17 protein-coding genes are annotated in these 18,336 nt (G+C 53.1%); 8 read left to right on the forward strand and 9 right to left on the reverse strand.

Translation table 11 applies throughout. The annotated features are described in order from the left end of the window. Positions 1-66 precede the first annotated feature (66 nt). A complete protein-coding gene (locus LGT44_RS13115) occupies positions 67-780 on the forward strand; it encodes an SDR family oxidoreductase (protein ID WP_230332518.1) in 714 nt (237 codons plus the stop codon). Here the strand turns inward: LGT44_RS13115 and folK are convergent. Further along, positions 762-1,172 (reverse strand): 2-amino-4-hydroxy-6-hydroxymethyldihydropteridine diphosphokinase, encoded by a 411-nt coding sequence (gene folK / locus LGT44_RS13120; RefSeq protein WP_230332517.1) that lies wholly within the window; start codon positions 1,170-1,172, stop codon positions 762-764. The genes LGT44_RS13115 and folK overlap by 19 nt on opposite strands. A gap of 186 nt (positions 1,173-1,358) precedes the next feature. Between folK and LGT44_RS13125 the strand changes: the two genes are divergently transcribed. From LGT44_RS13125 to LGT44_RS13135, 3 genes are all read left to right on the forward strand, one after another. After that, positions 1,359-2,207, forward strand: coding sequence for a DNA ligase (locus LGT44_RS13125; RefSeq protein ID WP_145470082.1), 849 nt, complete (start codon positions 1,359-1,361; stop codon positions 2,205-2,207). Positions 2,208-2,325: 118 nt separating this feature from the next. Further along, positions 2,326-4,038, forward strand: a complete 1,713-nt coding sequence (gene recJ, locus LGT44_RS13130; RefSeq protein ID WP_230332516.1) for a single-stranded-DNA-specific exonuclease RecJ — start codon at positions 2,326-2,328, stop codon at positions 4,036-4,038. 22 nt (positions 4,039-4,060) lie between these two features. Further along, positions 4,061-4,501: a DUF4124 domain-containing protein gene (locus tag LGT44_RS13135; protein WP_230332515.1), complete on the forward strand. Its 441-nt coding sequence runs from the start codon at positions 4,061-4,063 to the stop codon at positions 4,499-4,501. Between the two features lie 7 nt (positions 4,502-4,508). On the opposite strand, the gene LGT44_RS13140 is transcribed toward LGT44_RS13135, so the two are convergent. The 3 genes from LGT44_RS13140 to LGT44_RS13150 all read right to left on the reverse strand — a co-directional run bounded on the left by LGT44_RS13140 (position 4,509) and on the right by LGT44_RS13150 (position 9,520). After that, the gene (locus LGT44_RS13140) at positions 4,509-5,090 is read right to left on the reverse strand and encodes a chalcone isomerase family protein (RefSeq protein WP_145470085.1); all 582 of its coding nucleotides are present in this window, start codon (positions 5,088-5,090) and stop codon (positions 4,509-4,511) included. 155 nt (positions 5,091-5,245) lie between these two features. Beyond that, positions 5,246-8,359, reverse strand: a complete 3,114-nt coding sequence (locus LGT44_RS13145; RefSeq protein WP_230332514.1) for an efflux RND transporter permease subunit — start codon at positions 8,357-8,359, stop codon at positions 5,246-5,248. A gap of 15 nt (positions 8,360-8,374) precedes the next feature. Next, positions 8,375-9,520 (reverse strand): efflux RND transporter periplasmic adaptor subunit, encoded by a 1,146-nt coding sequence (locus LGT44_RS13150; protein WP_225690888.1) that lies wholly within the window; start codon positions 9,518-9,520, stop codon positions 8,375-8,377. Between the two features lie 596 nt (positions 9,521-10,116). Here LGT44_RS13150 and LGT44_RS13155 point away from each other — a divergent pair. The 4 genes from LGT44_RS13155 (at position 10,117) to LGT44_RS13170 (ending at position 13,828) form a co-directional block, all read left to right on the forward strand. Next, a complete protein-coding gene (locus LGT44_RS13155; RefSeq protein WP_230332513.1) occupies positions 10,117-10,971 on the forward strand; it encodes a DMT family transporter in 855 nt (284 codons plus the stop codon). Positions 10,972-11,103: 132 nt separating this feature from the next. After that, positions 11,104-11,610 (forward strand): TIGR03546 family protein, encoded by a 507-nt coding sequence (locus tag LGT44_RS13160; RefSeq protein WP_145470089.1) that lies wholly within the window; start codon positions 11,104-11,106, stop codon positions 11,608-11,610. A gap of 4 nt (positions 11,611-11,614) precedes the next feature. Beyond that, the gene (locus LGT44_RS13165; protein ID WP_230332512.1) at positions 11,615-13,498 is read left to right on the forward strand and encodes a TIGR03545 family protein; all 1,884 of its coding nucleotides are present in this window, start codon (positions 11,615-11,617) and stop codon (positions 13,496-13,498) included. Between the two features lie 12 nt (positions 13,499-13,510). Beyond that, positions 13,511-13,828, forward strand: a complete 318-nt coding sequence (locus tag LGT44_RS13170; protein WP_225690885.1) for a hypothetical protein — start codon at positions 13,511-13,513, stop codon at positions 13,826-13,828. A 46-nt stretch (positions 13,829-13,874) separates the two neighbouring features. On the opposite strand, the gene sufT is transcribed toward LGT44_RS13170, so the two are convergent. The 5 genes from sufT to sufC all read right to left on the reverse strand — a co-directional run bounded on the left by sufT (position 13,875) and on the right by sufC (position 18,252). Further along, positions 13,875-14,402, reverse strand: coding sequence for a putative Fe-S cluster assembly protein SufT (gene sufT, locus LGT44_RS13175; protein ID WP_225690884.1), 528 nt, complete (start codon positions 14,400-14,402; stop codon positions 13,875-13,877). A 90-nt stretch (positions 14,403-14,492) separates the two neighbouring features. After that, positions 14,493-14,879, reverse strand: coding sequence for a HesB/IscA family protein (locus LGT44_RS13180; protein WP_230332511.1), 387 nt, complete (start codon positions 14,877-14,879; stop codon positions 14,493-14,495). 13 nt (positions 14,880-14,892) lie between these two features. Continuing rightward, on the reverse strand, positions 14,893-16,125 hold the full coding sequence (locus LGT44_RS13185) for an aminotransferase class V-fold PLP-dependent enzyme (protein ID WP_230332510.1): 1,233 nt from the start codon (positions 16,123-16,125) through the stop codon (positions 14,893-14,895). After that, a complete protein-coding gene (gene sufD / locus LGT44_RS13190; protein ID WP_230332509.1) occupies positions 16,122-17,492 on the reverse strand; it encodes a Fe-S cluster assembly protein SufD in 1,371 nt (456 codons plus the stop codon). The genes LGT44_RS13185 and sufD overlap by 4 nt, the downstream gene beginning before the upstream one ends. Position 17,493: 1 nt before the next feature. Beyond that, a complete protein-coding gene (gene sufC / locus LGT44_RS13195; RefSeq protein ID WP_145470095.1) occupies positions 17,494-18,252 on the reverse strand; it encodes a Fe-S cluster assembly ATPase SufC in 759 nt (252 codons plus the stop codon). Between the last annotated feature and the right edge of the window lie 84 nt (positions 18,253-18,336).

The following is an 18,336-nucleotide window of genomic DNA, read 5'->3' on the forward strand; positions in this document are numbered from 1 at the left end:
ATCCGTGACAGCTGCAATAAAGCCGGTTAACGTACCGGCTTTATTGTTTCTGCGCGTGGAAAAGTCATGAGCAAACGTATTCTGATTACCGGTGCCGGGCGGCGGCTGGGAAAGGTACTGGCCGAACATTATCTGGCGCAGGGCTGGCAGGTTGTTGCGCACTACAACAGCGCAAATGAATTAGCCGATCATGCGGCACTGGCCAGTGTACGGGCGAATCTGGCAGACCGTGAGGATATCCGTCAGCTGGCTCTGAAATTACCGGCGCTGGGTAATTTTGATGCGGTTATTCATAATGCTTCCTGCTTTGTCCCCGATGCCGCCGCAAGTGATCTGATTGCCCATCATGAAATGCACCAGCGCGTTCATGTACTGGCACCGGCGCTGATTACCGAAGCGCTGAGCAGCGCGTGGAATCCGGGCGCATCAATGGTGTGTATCAGTGATATTTATGCCGATATTCCCAACCAGCGTTTTTCCGCTTATTGCGCCGCAAAAGCCGGATTACAGAATTTTGCCCTGAGCATGGCGCAGCGTCTGGCGGGCAGGGTGCGGGTGAATGTTATTCAGCCCGGGCCGATTCAGTTTTTACCTGAGCATGATGAGGCGTACCGGAAAAAAGTGCTGTCGCAATCGCTGATCGGTGAAGAGTTGGGTTATGGTGCAATTGTCCGTGCCTGCGATTATTTACTGCAGGCTGAGGCGGTAACCGGTACGGTGATGCGCGTCGATGGCGGGCGCTTTGTTGCCAACCGCTACGATCAGACGTTTTCTTCCTGATTCCACAATTGCTGTAATTCGCGGTAGTAGCTCTCTTCCAGAATTGCGTGGCGGCAGTCGGTTTCTGTCGCTGCGGTGTATAAAATATCAATATCTATTGTGCGGTCTTTGACTTTGCGCGATGGATTTTTAGGCTCACGGCCAAGATCCACTTCAATTTTCTGCAGTCGTTGCTTCAGCGGTCCGGGTAATAATTCTGACGACAGAATCAGCAATTGATTTTTAAATTCAAAATGAAAAGTATCGCCGACCGGAGCACTTCTCAGTATCGCTGATTCCGCACAAATCACGCCAAGAGACGAGAGTGCTTCACGTGCTTTTAACAGATGCTGTTCCGGGTCGATATTGCTGCCAAGGCCGAGTAAATAAAATTGCATAATATTGATGTACATTAAGGAGGCTCAAGGATTAGCGTTCAGCGTTATTCTGTCAAGCGCACAGCCCGCAGACAGATGAAAGCAGGGCAGACTCGTCTGAAAGTGTGAAAATTACAGTAAATGCTGGTATTTGGCTGAAGCAATTGCTTGATTGACTGGATTGTCGGCAAAGACCAATGGTGTGTTCAGGGAGGACTGGCCATGGATAATGTAATTGCGCTGCTGATGTTGCTGCTGGTCGGGTTCTGGCCACAGCTGCTGATGGCTTCGGAGCTGATCCCGCCACCGTTGATGCTGGCCAAGGTGTACAGCAAAGGCATCGACGTCAGCCAGTATTATGTCAGTGAAAAGCTTGATGGTGTCCGTGCATACTGGAATGGTCAGCAATTATTAACCCGCAGTGGCCGACCGATTAATGCGCCCGCCTGGTTCCTTTCCGCGTTACCTAAAAATCCGTTGGACGGCGAATTATGGGCTGGTCGCGGGCAGTTCTCTTTTGTCAGTGGTCTGGTCAGACGTCATCATGCAAATGACGATGACTGGATGAAAGTAAAATACATGGTCTTTGATCTGCCACAAATGGCAGCCCCTTTTACTGAGCGGCTGTGGGTACTGCGCACACTGGTAGCACAACAGTCCAACCCGCAGCTTAAAGTGCTCGACCAGAGTAAAGTCAGCAGCGAGCAGGAACTGGAAAAAAAACTGCAGATCATTACTGCTGCCGGTGGAGAAGGCTTGATGCTGCGCCGCAGTCAGTCGTTGTATCAGGTAGCGCGCAGTGATGACTTATTAAAAATGAAGCTGAGTCAGGACGATGAAGCCGAAGTTGTTGGCTATGTCGCCGGCGAAGGCAAATATCGTGGGGCGCTGGGGGCATTGATTGTACGTACCGCCGATGGCCGCGAATTCCGCCTGGGAACCGGCTTCAGTGATGATGAACGTTTTTCGCCACCACCGCTTGGTGCGCAGGTAACGTTCTCTTATAACGGTCTGACTGAGCACGGTTTACCTCGTTTTGCCCGTTTTGTTCGGGTAAGACCGCAGGAATAGCGGCTCCTTTATCCCGCTGCCAGCCGGACAGGAAAAGCCGGGGCTGTTAAACTGCCGGTCTCAGTTCGGTATCCGTGCTTATGCACGCAGGTTCACCTCTTTTCTCAGACGATAATTCATGGTTCAGATCAGTCAGCGTCCTTTCTCTGCCGGGTTGCAGTTACCCGGAGTGCACCCTGTTTTGCAGCGCGTTTATTCTGCCCGTGGTATAGCCGAAGCTTCACAGCTCGAGCTCAGCCTGCAGGGGCTGCTGCCATTTTCTTTGCTGAAAGGTGTCACCGCTGCGGTGGAGCTGTTATTGCCGGTGGTGACGCAGCAGAAGCGTTTGCTGGTGGTCGGAGACTTTGATGTCGATGGCGCCAGCAGCACGGCGTTGGCGATTCGTGCTTTGCGCTTGCTGGGAGCGCGCCATCTGGATTATCTGGTGCCTAACCGCTTCGATTTTGGCTATGGCCTGTCACCGGAACTGGTGCAGGTGGCATTGCCGATGAAACCGGATCTGATCATGACGGTGGATAATGGTATTGCCTCCCATGAGGGGATTCAGCTTGCACAGGCGGCCGGAGTTCCGGTGTTGGTGACGGATCACCATCTGGCGGGAGCAACTTTGCCGGAGGCGGCGGCCATTGTTAACCCAAATCAGCCGGGCTGTGAGTTTCCCAGCAAAGCGGCCTGTGGCTGTACGGTGGTGTTTTATCTGATGCTGGCGCTGCGCGCGCGTCTGGCTGAGCTGGGGCAATTGCCGCAACCAGCGCCGAATATGGCGCAGTTGCTGGATCTGGTGGCGCTGGCGACTGTCGCCGACGTTGTCCCGCTCGATTACAACAATCGCATTCTGGTGGAGCAGGGCTTACGCCGTATCCGTGCCGGGCATGCCAGTGCAGGCATTCTGGCGCTGTTGCAGGTTGCCGGGCGTGAGCCGTCGCGCATTATTGCTGCCGATTTTGGTTTTGCTATAGGCCCGCGTCTGAATGCCGCCGGCCGGCTGGACGATATGTCGCTGGGGATTGAATGCCTGCTGAGTGATGATGCCGGACGGGCGTCGCAGCTGGCACAGACGCTGGATGAGATGAACCGTGACCGGCGTGAAATCGAGCAGGGCATGCAGGCGGAAGCCTTACAGTATTTAAGCCGTTTTGAGGCGGACGACAACCTGCCTACCGGATTGTGTCTGTTTCAGCCGGACTGGCATCAGGGTGTGATTGGCATTCTGGCGTCGCGCATCAAAGAAAAAGTACACCGCCCGGTCATTGCCCTGGCAGCGGATGAACAGGGCATGCTGAAAGGCTCGGCGCGTTCGATTCCCGGTTTGCACATGCGTGATGCACTGGATGAGGTTGATAAACGCGCGCCACATCTGATGAAAAAATTTGGTGGTCATGCGATGGCGGCAGGGCTGACCCTGCATGCTGAAGGGCTGGCAGAGTTCTCGCGTTTATTTGATGAGGTCTGTTGTCGTCATCTGAGTGAGGCGCAGTTACAGCAGCGGATTGAAACCGATGGTGAGCTGAGCCCGGCGGAATTCAGCCTTGAGCTGGCGCAGCTGCTGCGCTGGGGCGGGCCCTGGGGGCAGGCATTTCCTGAGCCGTTGTTCAGTGGCGATTTCCGTTTAGTGCAGCAGCGTATCGTTGGCGAACGTCATCTGAAGCTGGTGCTGCAGCCCAAAGGCTCGGATCTGGCACTGGATGCTATCTGGTTTAATATCGACCCCAAAGTCTGGCCGCAACCACAGGCGGAGTGGGCGCATTGTGTGTTTCAGCTGGATGTTAATGAATTCCGCGGACGCCAGAGCGTGCAGCTGCTGGTGCGTAATCTGGTGGCGCAGATGTAATTTTCTGACGGAGGACTCAAGGATGAGTTTTCACTATCTGATCGCTTTATTGCTGTTAAACAGTCTGTCTGCACAGGCTGATATTTATCGCTGGGTGGATGAGCAGGGACGGCTACAGTTTTCTGACCGTCCGCCATCACAGCAACATGCCGAAACCTTAGAGCTTGAACCGCTGAATCGGTATGAACCGGATGAGGCCGGGCGGGAGGGACGTCCGCTGACAGAAGGGCGGGATTACCGGGCAGAAGAAAAGGCGGATAAAGCCAGACGCAAAGCTCAGCGTCTGGCGCAGGAAAAAGAACAGAAGCAGGCGCAGCAACGTGCGGCTAAATGTGAAAAAGCGCGCTACGATCTGCGCCTGTTCAGTGCCAAACCTTATGGTTCAACCAGCCTTGAAGCAATGCAGAAAAAGCGTCAACGACGTGATGCTCTGAACGACAGGATAAAAAAATACTGCCGTTAGAGTTTACTCAGCTGTCACGGTGACCCAGCACTTCTTCTTTAAAACGCTCACTGACCGGATGATCGCCGATCCAGATCTTCAGCAAAGCATCATTCAGGTCTTTACCCGGAACGCTGCCGCGCACGGTATCGTCAATGACGATGCGGGATTCCTGCAGGTCCGGAACCCATTCGATATAACCCACCGTACCTTCGACAAATTTGTGATCAAACAGGCTGACCAGCTGGTTTACACGTTCGCTCATGGCTGCCATTTCACCGGTGGTGATATTAATGGCCAGACCTTCCTGAATCGCGTTGGTGAAGCGTCGTGCACTGACACGCTCGGAGGTAACGTAGAACACCATGCGGCGGGGATCATCGACCCGGATAATTTCTTTATCTTCAAGGGCGCTGTTCTTCAGATATAAAGCACCAACATAGACTTCAACAAAGCCATATACCCGGCGTACAGAAGCGCCACGCAGCGTCATTTCCGGCGAGTCGGCAGTTGCCGGAACAACGTCAGGAACATCAACATTCTCTACGGTGATTGCCCATAACGGGCCAGTCGCCGTCAACAGCAGTGTCATCATCAGAGTGCGTAACATAGGGGACCTTCTTATTGTTATTTATCGTATTGGTGCAGAGGGTAGTGCGATGAGGACAAAAAGTGCAAGCGAAAGATGCAGCTGTCTCTTTATGACCTGTCAGGTATCAATAATGAGGGGAGAAAAAAGCGCCCGGCGATGCCGGGCGCTGGTTCTTACTGTGCGTTCTGGCCGCGCAGTTTGTGGGTGAGTTTCATCACCAGCACATAGAACAGTGGCACAAAGAAAATGGCCAGGAAGGTTGCTGCCAACATACCACCAATCACACCGGTACCAATGGCCTGACGGCTCATGGCGCCAGCGCCGGTGCTGATGGCCAGCGGCAGTACACCGAGAATGAAGGCCATGGAGGTCATCAGAATCGGGCGCAAACGCATACGGGCTGCTTCCAGAGTCGCTTCCACAATACCTTTACCCTGATCAACCAGTGATTTGGCGAATTCTACAATCAGGATGGCGTTCTTGGCTGACAAACCAATGGTTGTCAGCAGGCCTACCTGGAAGTAAACGTCATTCGCCAGTTCACGGCTGTTGGCCGCAATCAGTGCACCCAGAATCCCCAGTGGTACTACCAGAATGACGGAGAAGGGTACCGACCAGCTCTCATACAATGCCGCCAGACAGAGGAATACCACCAGCAGCGAGATGGCATAAAGCAGCGGAGCCTGTGAGCCGGCGACACGTTCCTGATAGGACATACCTGTCCACTCAATGCCGACACCAGGCGGAAGTTTGGCCACAATCTCTTCGATCGCCTGCATCGCATCACCGGTACTCAGTCCCGGTGCCGCCTGACCCTGAATATTCAGCGCAGGCACACCGTTATAGCGTTCCAGACGCGGAGAGCCGAAGTCCCAGCGGGTGGTGATAAAGGCACTGAAAGGCACCATTTCACCGTCGCGGTTACGTACATACCATTGCTCCAGATCTTCCGGCAGCATGCGGTACGGTGCATCGGCCTGCAGGTAGACGCGTTTTACCCGGCCGCGATCAAGGAAGTCGTTCACGTATGAGCCACCCCAGGCGGTGCTCAGCGTAGAGTTAACGTCGCTGATATTCAGACCCAGAGACTTCACTTTTTCGTAGTCGATATCGATACGGAAGATCGGTACATCCTGCATGCCGTTCGGACGCACACCGGCAAGACGAGAGTCCTGTGCCGCCATCCCCAGCAGCTGATTACGGATGCCGACCAGCTTGTCATGACCCAGGTTATTGCGATCCTGCAGCATTACATCAAAGCCTGAAGCAACGCCCAGTTCGGGAATCGGTGGCAGGTTAATCGGATAGACGGTTGCATCTTTAAACTGACTGACAGCGCCCCAGGCACGGCCAATAATCGCATTAGCGGATTGTGACGGGTCTTTACGCTCATCCCAGTCTTTCAGTTTAACGAATGCCAGACCCATGTTCTGACCCTGACCGGCAAAGCTGAAACCGGCAACGGTGAAAATAGATTCAACGCTTTCTTCACTGAGGAAGTGGTTTTCCAGCTTTTTCATGACCTTGTTGGTACGTTCCAGGGTTGCACCCTGTGGCAGCTGCACCAGGTTGATCAGTACGCCCTGATCTTCTTCCGGCAGGAAGGAGGTTGGCAGACGCACATACAGGAACGCCATGATTAACAGCATGATGATGTAAATAACCACCAGACGAACCGGACGGCTCAGGGTAGCGCTGACGCCGCCCATGTATTTATCGGTCGCTTTGGCAAAGGTACGGTTAAACCAGCCGAAGAAACCTTTCTGATGTTCCAGTTCACCTTTGTGAGCAGGCTTCAGCAGTGTGGCACAGAGCGCCGGGGTCAGAATCAGGGCGACCATCACCGACAGCAACATAGCCGATACGATGGTGAGTGAGAACTGACGGTAAATAGCGCCGGTAGAACCACTCATAAAGGCCATAGGTACAAATACCGCTGACAGAACCAGAGCAATACCGACCAGTGCGGCGGTGATCTGTCCCATGGATTTACGTGTGGCTTCTTTTGGCGGCAGGCTGTCTTCATCCATTACCCGCTCAACGTTTTCCACCACAACAATGGCGTCATCCACCAGCAGACCAATGGCCAGGACCATACCGAACATGGTCAGCGTGTTGATGCTGTAACCAAAGGCGGCCATAACCCCAAAAGTACCCAGCAGAACCACGGGAACGGCAATGGTTGGAATCAGGGTTGCGCGGAAATTACCAAGGAACAGGTACATCACCAGGAATACCAGTACAACGGCTTCGATCAGGGTCTGAACCACTTCTTCGATAGAAATCTGTACAAACGGCGTGGTGTCGTACGGGTACACCGCTTTAACCCCTTCCGGGAAGAAGGCTGACAGCTCGCTGATGCGCTCGCGTACGGCTTTGGCGGTGTCCAGAGCGTTCGCACCGGAAGCCAGCTGAATAGCGATACCGGCTGCCGGGTTACCGTTATAAAAGCTGGATACTGAGTAGTCTTCTGCACCCAGTTCAACACGGGCAACGTCTTTCAGGCGTACCTGAGAACCATCGGTGTTCACTTTCAGCAGAATATTTTCAAACTGATCCACCGCTTCCAGACGGGTCTGAGCAATGATGGTCGCGTTCAGCTGCTGGTTCTGCACCGAAGGCAGGCCACCCAGCTGGCCGGCAGCAAACTGCGTGTTCTGTTCACCGACGGCGGCTTTAACTTCCAGCGGCGTCAGACCATAGGCGTTCAGTTTTTCCGGTTGCAGCCATAAGCGCATGGCGTACTGCGAACCAAAGACACGGATCTCACCGACACCAGAGGTACGGGACAGTGGATCTTTCAGCTGGCTGTAGGCAAAGTCGGCTAGGTCAGCACGGCTCATACCGGCGTTTTCTGAAACCAGACCGACCACCATCAGGAACGATGTGGAAGCCTTGGTAACGCTGACGCCTTGTTGCTGAACTTCCTGTGGCAGCAGGGCTTCGGCCAGCGCCAGTTTATTCTGTACCTGTACCTGCGCGATATCCGGATCGGTACCGGCGGCAAAGGTCAGAGTCACAGTGGCACTACCGGCACTGCTGCTTTGAGAGGACATGTACAGCAGGTTATCCAGACCCGTCATGTTCTGTTCGATAACCTGAGTCACACTGTCTTCCAGTGTTTGTGCCGAGGCACCCGGATACACCGCACTGATACGCACAGATGGCGGGGCGATGGTCGGATACTGCTGCACCGGCAGCGTGATCACCGACATCACGCCCGCAAGCATAATGATGATGGCGATCACCCAGGCAAAAATCGGCCTGTCGATAAAATACTTAGCCATGTTTCAGGATTCTCCTTAAGGCTTGGCGCTGGTCGTCTTGGCTTCTTCCGGGGCCACAACGATGCCCGGTTTTACCTTTTGCAGTCCGCTGACAATCACGCGATCACCGTTGTGCAGGCCGCTTTTAACCAGCCACTGGTCATCAATTGCGCGGCTGACTTCAACAACCCGCATTTCGACGGTATTGCTTTCATTAACAACCATGGCAGTGGTAACTGCGTTGGCCTGACGGATGATGGCGATTTGCGGTACCAGAATGGCGTTTTCAATACGCTGGCTTGGTACGTTGGCGCGGACAAACATGCCAGGCAGCAACAGTGCTTCTTTATTATCAAACTGAGCACGGACGTTAACGGTGCCGGTACCCGGATCAACGCTGACATCGGCAAACTGCAGTTCACCGGATTCGCTGTAAGGGGTGCCGTCATCCAGCTCAACGGTAACAACGCGCGACAGTGATGGATTTTTCATCTTCACCAGAGACGCGGCCGGACGCTGAATATCAACATACACAGGTGACAGCTGGCGGATGGTGGTCAGAGCGGTTGCCTGCTGAGCAGAAACCAGCGCACCCTCAGTAATGGTTGAGCGGCTGATAACACCGGGAATCGGCGCAGTAATCTCGGTATATCCCAGATTGATTCTGGCACTGCGCACTGCGGCCTGGGCTGCTTTTACCTGAGCATCAGCCTGTTTGGCAGCGGCTTCTGAGTCATCAACTTCCTGGGCACTGATCGCCGATTTTTTTGACAGCTCTTTGTAGCGCTTGGCTTTCAGGCTGGCAGCGTAAGCGTTGGCTTCAGCCACGGTCAGTTGAGCTTCTGCACTGGCCAGAGCAGCCTGATAAAGCGTCGGGTCAATCTGATACAGTTTGTCTCCGGCTTTTACCGTCGCGCCTTCTTCAAAAAAGCGCTTGAGAATAATGCCGTTAACCTGAGGGCGGATTTCCGCAGTACGGAATGCCGATACACGTCCGGCCAGTGTGTCTTTCAGCTCCAGAGGCTGGCTCTGTAAGGTGACGACATCGACCGCTGGTGGTGGCATCTGCATGGCTTGTGGTGCAGCCGCTTGCTGCTCACTGCATCCGGCCAGAGTCAGCAATGCTGCGCTGGCTGCTGCGAGAAGGAGCCTGTAGCGGATACGTGGTTCAAATTTTCCCATAATGTCCTCGTAAAGTGACGGTGCGTCGTTGAGCAGTCTTGTTGATCTGGTGTGGTGGAATAGGCCGGGATATTTCCCAACAGGCCCACAGAATACTGCTGTTAATCTGATGGCAGATTTATAACGGCTCACCCCGGCGGTGACTAGGTGAGCCATACGGAATGGATTGTTTACTTGTATGGAATAATCACAATCCGTTGTTTTACTGATTTACTACTCATTGCCCGCCGCTCTGATTCGCTCCAGGCTTCATCCTGAGTGGCCCGGAGCGTGGCTTTTACTATGAACCTGATTTATCTGGCGGGCTAGTTTTGCTGGTCAGACAGGTTCTCTTTGCGCTGATAGTGAACCAAATTGCTCACAATACCGCTGGCAGGTGCAAGCAGAATTTGCTCTTTTGCTCCAATGAGGACAATCGGTGGCAGGGTGATCGTCATCGGGAAAACAGAAGATACAGAGGCGGCGAATTACTGTCTTTTGTGCAACAGTTGCAAATATTCAACGATCTTGCTTAGCAGTACAAATGTTAATTGATAAAGAAGACAAAAAAATATGATTCCCATTCATCGGCTTAATCTGTCACCCGCGGAGGGCCTGTGCCGTTACTGATTACTTTTGTCCTGCTGGCTTTTGCCGCCAACTCCCTGCTGTGCCGCTGGGCGCTCTCGGTTTATGAGCTGGATCCTCTGTTGTTCAGTGCGCTGCGCCTTGGCAGCGGGGCGCTGACGCTGACGTTGTTACTGACATTTGGCGGCCGTCCGGCACTGCAGTGGCGTGATGGTTATACCGGTGCTGCGCTGCTGACCTACGCCCTGGCTTTTGCTTACGCCTATCTGGCACTGGATACCGGAGTTGGTGCCTTTATTTTATTTGCCACCGTGCAGCTCAGCTTATTACTGGTAGCCCACCTGCGAGGTCAGCGTTTGCAGGGGATGGCGCTGGCGGGGGTTATGCTTTCTTTTATCGGGCTGGTTATGTTGTTGCTGCCGGGCAATGAGCTGCCGGACCCTGGGCCTTCCTTATTAATGCTGTTATCCGGTCTGGGCTGGGCGGCCTTTGTGGTGCTTGGGCAGGGCTCGTCACAACCGCTGCGTGATGTGCAGGGGGCTTTTGTCAGCGCTTCCCTGTTATTGCTGCCGTTGCTGATGGTCTGGTTATTCTGGTTTGCTGATCCGGTAACAAGCGGGCTGCAAAATGCGCTGCCGTGGCAGGGAATTCTGCTGGCACTGACCTCGGGCGTTTTGGCATCGGGTTTAGGTTACTGGGGCTGGTATCGCCTGTTGCCGGCGCTGGGGTTACAGCGGGCCGCACAGTTGCAGTTGCTGGTTCCGGTTCTGGCAACATTAATGGGCAGCCTGATTCTGGCGGAGTTGCCGGATCTGCTCAGTATTCTGGCGATGGCACTGATTATTGGCGGCGTATTTATCGCACTGCGTTTCCGTGCCGGCTGAGTGCATTCCTAGGGCCTGTTTAATTAGTGTTAACAGGCCCTGGCTCATTTTATCTGACCCGTGACGTCCACTGTTTCGTCACAGGTCACATGCTATAGTGTGCGGCATTAAATAGGATGCCGGGAATGCATTATGTTGAGTATGTTGGCAAAACTGCTGAAAGCGCTGAATTCTGAATCAGCACCGGGCCAGATTGCGCTGGCCTTTTCATTAGCTCTGATCGTCGCACTGACCCCCATGTTTACACCGCACAATGCCCTCATTATGTTGCTGGCATTTATTCTGCGCATCAATCTGAGTGCATTTTTCCTTGCGGTCGCAGCCTTCTCTGCACTGGCCTGGTTTATCGATCCTTATGCAGCACGTCTGGGTGAAAGTCTGCTGGCAAATCCGGCGTTAGTGGACACCTGGCGCGATATGTATCAGAGCGATTTCTGGCGTATGACCGCGTTTAATCATTCTCTGGTGCTGGGTGGGCTTGTCATCAGCCTGCTGGCCGCGGTTCCGGTTTTTGTGCTTAGCAAAGTACTGATCAATCTGTACCGTCATCGCTTACTGGCCTGGTTTAATAAACTGAAAATTGCTCAGGTATTAAAAGCCTCGAAATTCTACAACCTGTATAAGTCAATCGCGGAGTAAGGCTATGAAGCAATGGATTCGCTGGTCAGGCCTGGCCGCATTTATCGTTATTTCCCTGGTTCTGGTTGCCCTGTTCTGGTTTGTTGCCGGCCCGTTAATCGAAAAAGGCATTGAATCGTTTGGCTCTGATGCCGCCGATGCCAAAGTTGAAGTGGACAGTGTGTCGCTCAGTTTAAGCCCGCTGGGCTTTGTTATTCATGGTCTGACGGTTGCTGACAGCCGTAAGCCAATGACCAATGTGCTGCAGCTGGATAAAGCGACCGCAGAACTGGAACTGGCGCCGCTGTTTCTGGGTAAAGCCATTATCAGTGATCTGGCCGTGGATAATCTGCAGTTCGGTACTGCACGTACGACCTCCGGTGTACTGGAGAAAAAGGCGGTTAAAGAAGACGAAGCAGAGCAGGTTGCAGCTCAAGAAGAGGCAGCTTCGTCTTTCAGCAGTGTGGACCTTCCCAGTGCCGAAGAAATACTGGCGCGAGAATCCCTGCGCACCGAGCAGGCCGGTACCGAATTCCAGCAAAGTTACTCCAGCAATAAAAATGCTGTCGATAATGCACTGAGCAATGTCCCCGATGATAAAGCCCTGAGTCAGTACGAGCAGGAAATCAAAGCGCTGACCTCCGGCAGCTTTAAATCATTGGATGATTTTAAAGCGCGTAAGAAAAAACTGGATGAACTGAAAGCCCGTTTCAAAAATGACAAAGCCGCAATTGCAACGGCTAAAAAAGCAGTGGCTGAGGCCCGTAGCGATATCAGTGACAAACTCAAAGCATTAAAAGCAGCTCCGGGTGAAGACCTCGACAGTATTCGTGGAAAATATCAGCTCAGTGCCGGTGGTGCTGCCAATATGAGTGCCTTACTCTTCGGCGAGCAGGCTGGCGAATGGGCGGAAAAAGCCCTGTACTGGTATGAAAAAGTAAAGCCGTATCTGGCTAAAGATGAAGCAGACAGTGCGGCAGAGGAAGAAAGCCCAAAAGCTCCGCGGGATGGCCGCTTTGTGCATTTTCCGTCGGATAATCCATGGCCGGGCTTTTTACTGCGTAATGCACAGCTGACAGCAAGCACAGCTTCCGGAAATCTGCTGATCAGTGCGCAGGATATTACCAGTGAGCCTCGGGTGTTAGGTCGTCCGACGCGGGTTCTGATCAATGGCTCAGGCTTAAAGCAGGTTGAAGATATGAGCGTAGATATTGTACTCGACCACCGTAAAACGCCGGGTACCGATACACTGACGCTGAATATTAAAGACTGGCAACTGCATGATATGAATCTGGGCGTTGCCGGCGCCAAACTGGCTTCGTCACTGGTACAGGTACAGGGTCTGGTCGTTGTCAGTCGGGGTAAACTGAATGCCCAGAGTGATGCGCAGTTTGGCCGAACTCAATTCAGCAGTAAGGGTAAAACAACCTTTGCCAAAGAACTGGGACTGGCACTGGCAAAAGTACAGCAGTTTGATGTGAATGCCAAAGCCAGTGGTAAAATCACCTCGCCGGATTTCAGTTTAGGTTCAGATCTGGATAAGCAATTAAATGCCGCTTTTGGTGCCCGCCTAAAAGATAAACAGGCGGAGCTTGAAGCGAAGCTGCAGGCCAGACTGGAGCAGAAGCTGCAGAGTTATATCGGTGACTACGGCGGAAAACTGGGTGAGTTTAACCAGCTGGATGGCACGCTGGATCAGCGCCTGAATAAGGTGTCAGAGCTGGCTGGTCAGAACCTTGAAGATTATCAGGCGCAGAAAGAGCGTGAAGCCCGCGAAAAATCAGAGCGGGAAAAAGCCGAAGCTAAAGCCAAGCTGGATGCGGAAAAAGCAGCCGCTAAAGCGGAAGCTGAGCGCAAGAAAAAAGAAGCTGCAGAAAAAGCTAAAGACAAACTGAAGAACCTGTTTTAACGAGAGATAACGATGCAGACCCGTAAGCTGAACCCGCTGGAATTTCATGAAACCCGTATCAACCCGCAGCGGGTTGAGGCCGGTGAGCCGGTGGTTGATTTCTGGGAATACGTTGCCGCAATTCCACCCGAAGATTTTGCCTTTGCAGATTGCCGGGCCGGTAACGTTACCCATGTGTACCGTATGGAAGATAAGTACGAACACGTGCTGATCAACAGCCAGTATCAGGGGGTGGCGATGGTGATTGTGGTGGACCTGCAGAGCCAGTCCATTTATGGACACATGCTGCTGGATCTGAATCCGGCGGGAACCAAAGAGCCGGAAGCCTGAGGTTAAAGCGGAAATAAAAAAACGGGGCTGATGCCCCGTTTTTTTATCAGAAGAATAAACCCGCTTCTAACTGGGCTTCTTCGGTCATCATGTCACGGCTCCATGGCGGGTCGAACACCAGTTCAACTTCAACACGTTCCACATTCGGTACCTTGGCGACACGGTATTTAACATCGGAAATCAGTACCGGGCCCATACCGCAGGTTGGCGCGGTTAAGGTCATACGGATTTTTACCGCTTTATTGTCGATATCGATACCGTAAATCAAACCCAGATCGAGCAGGTTGATCGGAATTTCCGGATCATAAATGGTGCGCAGCGCCTGACGGATCTGATCTTCATGCACCAGACCGTCGCTGCGCTGTTCAAATTCAATTTCTTCGGCTTCAAGACCCAGGGCCGCGGCATCGGTACCGTCAACGCGCAGCATATTGCCGTTCAGTGTCACGGTGTAATTGCCACCCAGAGCCTGATTGATGGTGACAAAGCTGCCGGCCGGAATGGTGGTTGGCGTACCGGATGGCACCATACGGGCGGGGCAGGTGGCGTGCGCCACGACCATTCTTCTTTCCACGTTGACTCCTGTATGAAGCTACTGCGCTTGTGACGCTTCATGAATGTTGCTATTGCCGTGACGTTTTTCAACAAACCTCAGCAGCTTCGGTTAAACCGAAAATGATTCACCGCAGCCGCAGAGATCTTTGGCATTCGGGTTGTTGAACTTAATGGTGCTGTTCAACCCTTCTTTGCTGAAATCAATTTCAGTGCCGCGCACATAAGGTGCAGCATCGGCGGCAATAAACAGCAGAATATCGTCGGCCACCTGAATGGTCTGATCGCCGTCATGAGCCTGTTCGACAAATTCGATATCGTATTTAAAGCCGGAACAACCGCTTTTTTTCACACCCAGACGAATACCTTTCATCGCCGGATTTTTCGCCAGCTGTTTGCGGATATGGCTGATAGCTGCTTCCGTCATACTGGCGCTGGCAACCGCATTTGGGTCGTAGGTGGCCGGTTGTACATTTGGATCAAAGGTTTCGGTGCTCATTGTCCTTCCATCCTCAGAGTAAAAACAGTTTGGCTTTTTCCAGGCCTTTAAACAGTGCGTCCACTTCTTCCAGCGTATTGTAGAAGGAGAAAGACGCCCGCACGGTGCCGGGAACTTTAAATTGCTCCATCACCGGCATGGCACAGTGATGGCCGGTACGTACCGCAATACCCTGCTGGTCGAGCAGGGTGCCGACGTCGGCAGGATGCGCACCTTCAAGAATAAAGCTGAATACCGAGGCCTTGTTGGCGGCATTACCGATAATGCGGATGCCACCCATTTCTGCGGCCAGCTCGTTGGCGCGCGCCAGCAGCGCATCTTCGTGGGCTGCCAGAGCTTTGCGGTCGAGGGTATTTAAATAATCAATGGCGGCAGCCATACCAATGGCACCGGCAATGTTGGGTGTACCCGCTTCGAATTTATACGGCAGAACGTTATAGGTGGTTTTGCTGAAGCTGACGTGCTCAATCATTTCACCACCGCCCTGATAAGGAGGCATGGCATTGAGCAGAGCTTCTTTGCCATAGAGTACGCCGATGCCGGTCGGGCCAAAGAGTTTATGGCCGGAGAAGGCGTAGAAATCGGCATCCAGCGCCTGCACGTCGATATCCCAGTGAGCAACGGCCTGCGCACCATCGATCAGCACTTTACTGCCGTTGGCATGGGCCAGAGCAATAATATCGGCCACCGGATTAATGGTTCCGAGGGCATTGGATACGTGTACAACCGAAACCAGTTTTACTTCGGGAGTCAGCAGGGTTTTAAAGGCGGCCATATCCAGCTCGCCGTTTTCCAGTACCGGAATCGGCAGTAATTCGGAGCCACTTTGTTCGCACAGCATCTGCCAGGGCACGATATTGGAGTGGTGCTCCATACCGGAGACCAGAATACGGTCGCCGCTTTTAATATTGCTTCGGCCCCAGGTGGCGGCTACCAGATTAATGGCTTCGGTGGTGCCGCGGGTCCAGACAATTTCTTCCGCTTTGGCCGCATTTAAAAAGCGCTGTACGGTTTTACGCGCATTTTCAAAATATTCAGTCGCGCGGTCACTCAGGGTATGAGCACCACGGTGAACATTGGAGTTATCGTGCTCGTAATAACGGCTCAGCGCATTGATAACCGCTTTCGGTTTTTGCGTGGTGGCGCCGTTATCCAGATAAATCAGCGGCTTGCAGTTCACTTCCTGATGCAGGGCAGGGAACTGTTCACGAATGCTGTTTAATTGTTCCGGGCTGATTGTGCTCATGCGTTTTCTCCGCTGAGACCGGCGGTTTCATTTTCCAGCAGATGACGGCTTAACGACTGATCGCGGCCAAAACGGTGCGCCAGTAACGGACGCAATACCAGCGCGATGTCTTCGTGCGGTAACGCTTCCAGTAATTCGTTAATAAAACCAAAGCTGAGCATGACTTCAGCTTCTTTTTTGCTAATGCCGCGGCTCTGCATATAGAACATGGCTTTTTCTTCCAGCTGAGCAACGGTGGCACCGTGGGCGCATTTTACGTCGTCGGCGTAGATCTCCAGTTCCGGCTTGGTGTAAATCTCGGCGGTGTTGGTCAGCAACAGGTTTTTATTGCTTAACTCGGCCAGTGTTTTCTGCGCCTGCGGATGAATATGAATACGGCCATTAAATACGGCACGGGCCTTATCATTCATAATGCCGCGGAATACTTCATTGCTGGTGCAGTGCGGCACTTTGTGTTCAATGCAGGTGTGGAAATCCAGCAATTGCTGGTTCTGCGGAATATACACGCCGTTCAGTTCGCAGTGCGAACCACCAACATTGTGATTAACCACAATATCGTTACGGGTCAGGCGGGTGCCCAGGCCCAGATGAAAAGCGCTGTACTGGCTGTCACGTGCCAGATCAACATGAGTGCTGCCGATGTGCAGGGCATCTTCCTGCATTAATTGCAGGCGGTAATGCTGCAGGCGGGCGTTATCGCCAATCACCAGCTCGGTCAGGGCGTTGGTAAAACTGTTCTGCGGCTGTTCATCGGAAGCATAATGCTCAACCAGCGTTGCTTCGGCACCGCTCTCCAGTACCATTAACAGACGGCTGGTGATGCTGAAAGGCTGCGGATTATTGCTGCTCAGCCAGCTGATCTGCAGCGGTTGTTCGAGGCGCTGGTTTTTACCGACGTGAATCAGTACGCCATCGTTCAGGGCGGCATTATTCAGGTCATTAAATAAATGCGCGCTGCCGCTGTTATTGCTGCTGGCATGTGCCAGTACAGTGCCCAGATGCTGGCTGATTAATGCCTGTTGCTCTGCATCTGCCTGGCTGAACAGGGTAACCTGTTGCAGCGCCAGGGCATCGGATAATTCGCTGCTTAACTGGCCATTAATAAATACCAGTCGTGCTGCTTTTAAACTGCCCAGAGTCGCCACTTCACGCAGCCCGGCGGTTAAGTCCGACTGGCTGGCAGTACGCTGAAAATCACCGGTCAGCAGGTTATGCAGCGAGGTGTATTTCCAGGCTTCGGTTTTACGGTTGGGCACAGACGCTGCGGCAAAGGCCTGTTGACCGGCTGCATTCAGGGCAGCCAGCAGCGGGTTGCGGGCCTGCTCTGTGGCCAGCGCCAGCTGTTGTGCGTGAAACTGTTCTGCCATGTTACGCCGCTCCGTTGTCTGCGCTTTCCAGCCAGCCGTAGCCTTTTTCTTCCAGCTCCAGTGCCAGCTCTTTACCGCCGGATTTAACGATACGGCCGTTGGCCAGTACGTGAACGTAATCCGGTACGATGTAGTCGAGCAGACGCTGATAGTGGGTCACCACAATAAAGCTGCGGTTGGCATCGCGCATCGCATTCACACCTTCGGCCACCACCTGCAGTGCGTCGATATCCAGACCGGAGTCGGTTTCATCAAGAATGCACAGGGACGGTTCGAGCAGCATCATCTGCATCAGTTCGTTACGTTTTTTCTCGCCGCCGGAGAAGCCTTCGTTCACACCACGCTTAAGGAAGCTCTGGTCGAGGTTAACGGCTTTGCATTTTTCCCGCGCCAGCTTTAAAAACTGGACGGAATCCAGTGCAGGCTTGCCCTGATGAGCGCGCACGGCATCAACAGAGGCTTTTAAAAATTCGAGGTTGGAGACACCGGGAATTTCCACCGGGTACTGGAACGCCAGAAATAACCCTTCACGGGCACGTTCTTCCGGCTCCATCTCAAGAATATCTTTACCGTTCAGGGTGACGCTGCCGTCGGTCACTTCATAACCATCACGACCTGCCAGAACGTTGCCCAGAGTACTTTTACCGGCACCGTTCGGACCCATGATGGCGTGCACTTCACCGGGTTTAATCTCCAGGTTCAGACCTTTGAGAATGTTTTTGTCTTCAACGTTGGCGTGCAGGTTTTTAATGCTGATCATGGTTAGCAGTACCTTTTTTCAGTCTGTCATCCGCGCAGTGGCAGATAAATTTCAATTTTTTAGTCCCGGTTGAGTCTGGCCTTA

The organism is Thalassolituus alkanivorans (genome assembly GCF_020447205.1).
Classification (GTDB): Bacteria; Pseudomonadota; Gammaproteobacteria; order Pseudomonadales; family Oceanobacteraceae; genus Venatoribacter; species Venatoribacter alkanivorans.

What these genes read in the sequence shown, in the direction of transcription:
- LGT44_RS13170 (WP_225690885.1), top strand. Translation starts at nt 13,511, where the DNA reads ATGCAGACCCGTAAGCTGAACCCGCTGGAATTTCATGAAACCCGTATC.
- LGT44_RS13185 (WP_230332510.1), bottom strand. Translation starts at nt 16,125, where the DNA reads ATGAGCACAATCAGCCCGGAACAATTAAACAGCATTCGTGAACAGTTC.
- LGT44_RS13125 (WP_145470082.1), top strand. Translation starts at nt 1,359, where the DNA reads ATGGATAATGTAATTGCGCTGCTGATGTTGCTGCTGGTCGGGTTCTGG.
- LGT44_RS13160 (WP_145470089.1), top strand. Translation starts at nt 11,104, where the DNA reads ATGTTGAGTATGTTGGCAAAACTGCTGAAAGCGCTGAATTCTGAATCA.
- LGT44_RS13115 (WP_230332518.1), top strand. Translation starts at nt 67, where the DNA reads ATGAGCAAACGTATTCTGATTACCGGTGCCGGGCGGCGGCTGGGAAAG.
- LGT44_RS13180 (WP_230332511.1), bottom strand. Translation starts at nt 14,879, where the DNA reads ATGAGCACCGAAACCTTTGATCCAAATGTACAACCGGCCACCTACGAC.
- LGT44_RS13140 (WP_145470085.1), bottom strand. Translation starts at nt 5,090, where the DNA reads ATGTTACGCACTCTGATGATGACACTGCTGTTGACGGCGACTGGCCCG.
- LGT44_RS13135 (WP_230332515.1), top strand. Translation starts at nt 4,061, where the DNA reads ATGAGTTTTCACTATCTGATCGCTTTATTGCTGTTAAACAGTCTGTCT.
- LGT44_RS13165 (WP_230332512.1), top strand. Translation starts at nt 11,615, where the DNA reads ATGAAGCAATGGATTCGCTGGTCAGGCCTGGCCGCATTTATCGTTATT.
- recJ (WP_230332516.1), top strand. Translation starts at nt 2,326, where the DNA reads ATGGTTCAGATCAGTCAGCGTCCTTTCTCTGCCGGGTTGCAGTTACCC.
- folK (WP_230332517.1), bottom strand. Translation starts at nt 1,172, where the DNA reads ATGTACATCAATATTATGCAATTTTATTTACTCGGCCTTGGCAGCAAT.
- LGT44_RS13145 (WP_230332514.1), bottom strand. Translation starts at nt 8,359, where the DNA reads ATGGCTAAGTATTTTATCGACAGGCCGATTTTTGCCTGGGTGATCGCC.
- sufD (WP_230332509.1), bottom strand. Translation starts at nt 17,492, where the DNA reads ATGGCAGAACAGTTTCACGCACAACAGCTGGCGCTGGCCACAGAGCAG.
- LGT44_RS13150 (WP_225690888.1), bottom strand. Translation starts at nt 9,520, where the DNA reads ATGGGAAAATTTGAACCACGTATCCGCTACAGGCTCCTTCTCGCAGCA.
- sufC (WP_145470095.1), bottom strand. Translation starts at nt 18,252, where the DNA reads ATGATCAGCATTAAAAACCTGCACGCCAACGTTGAAGACAAAAACATT.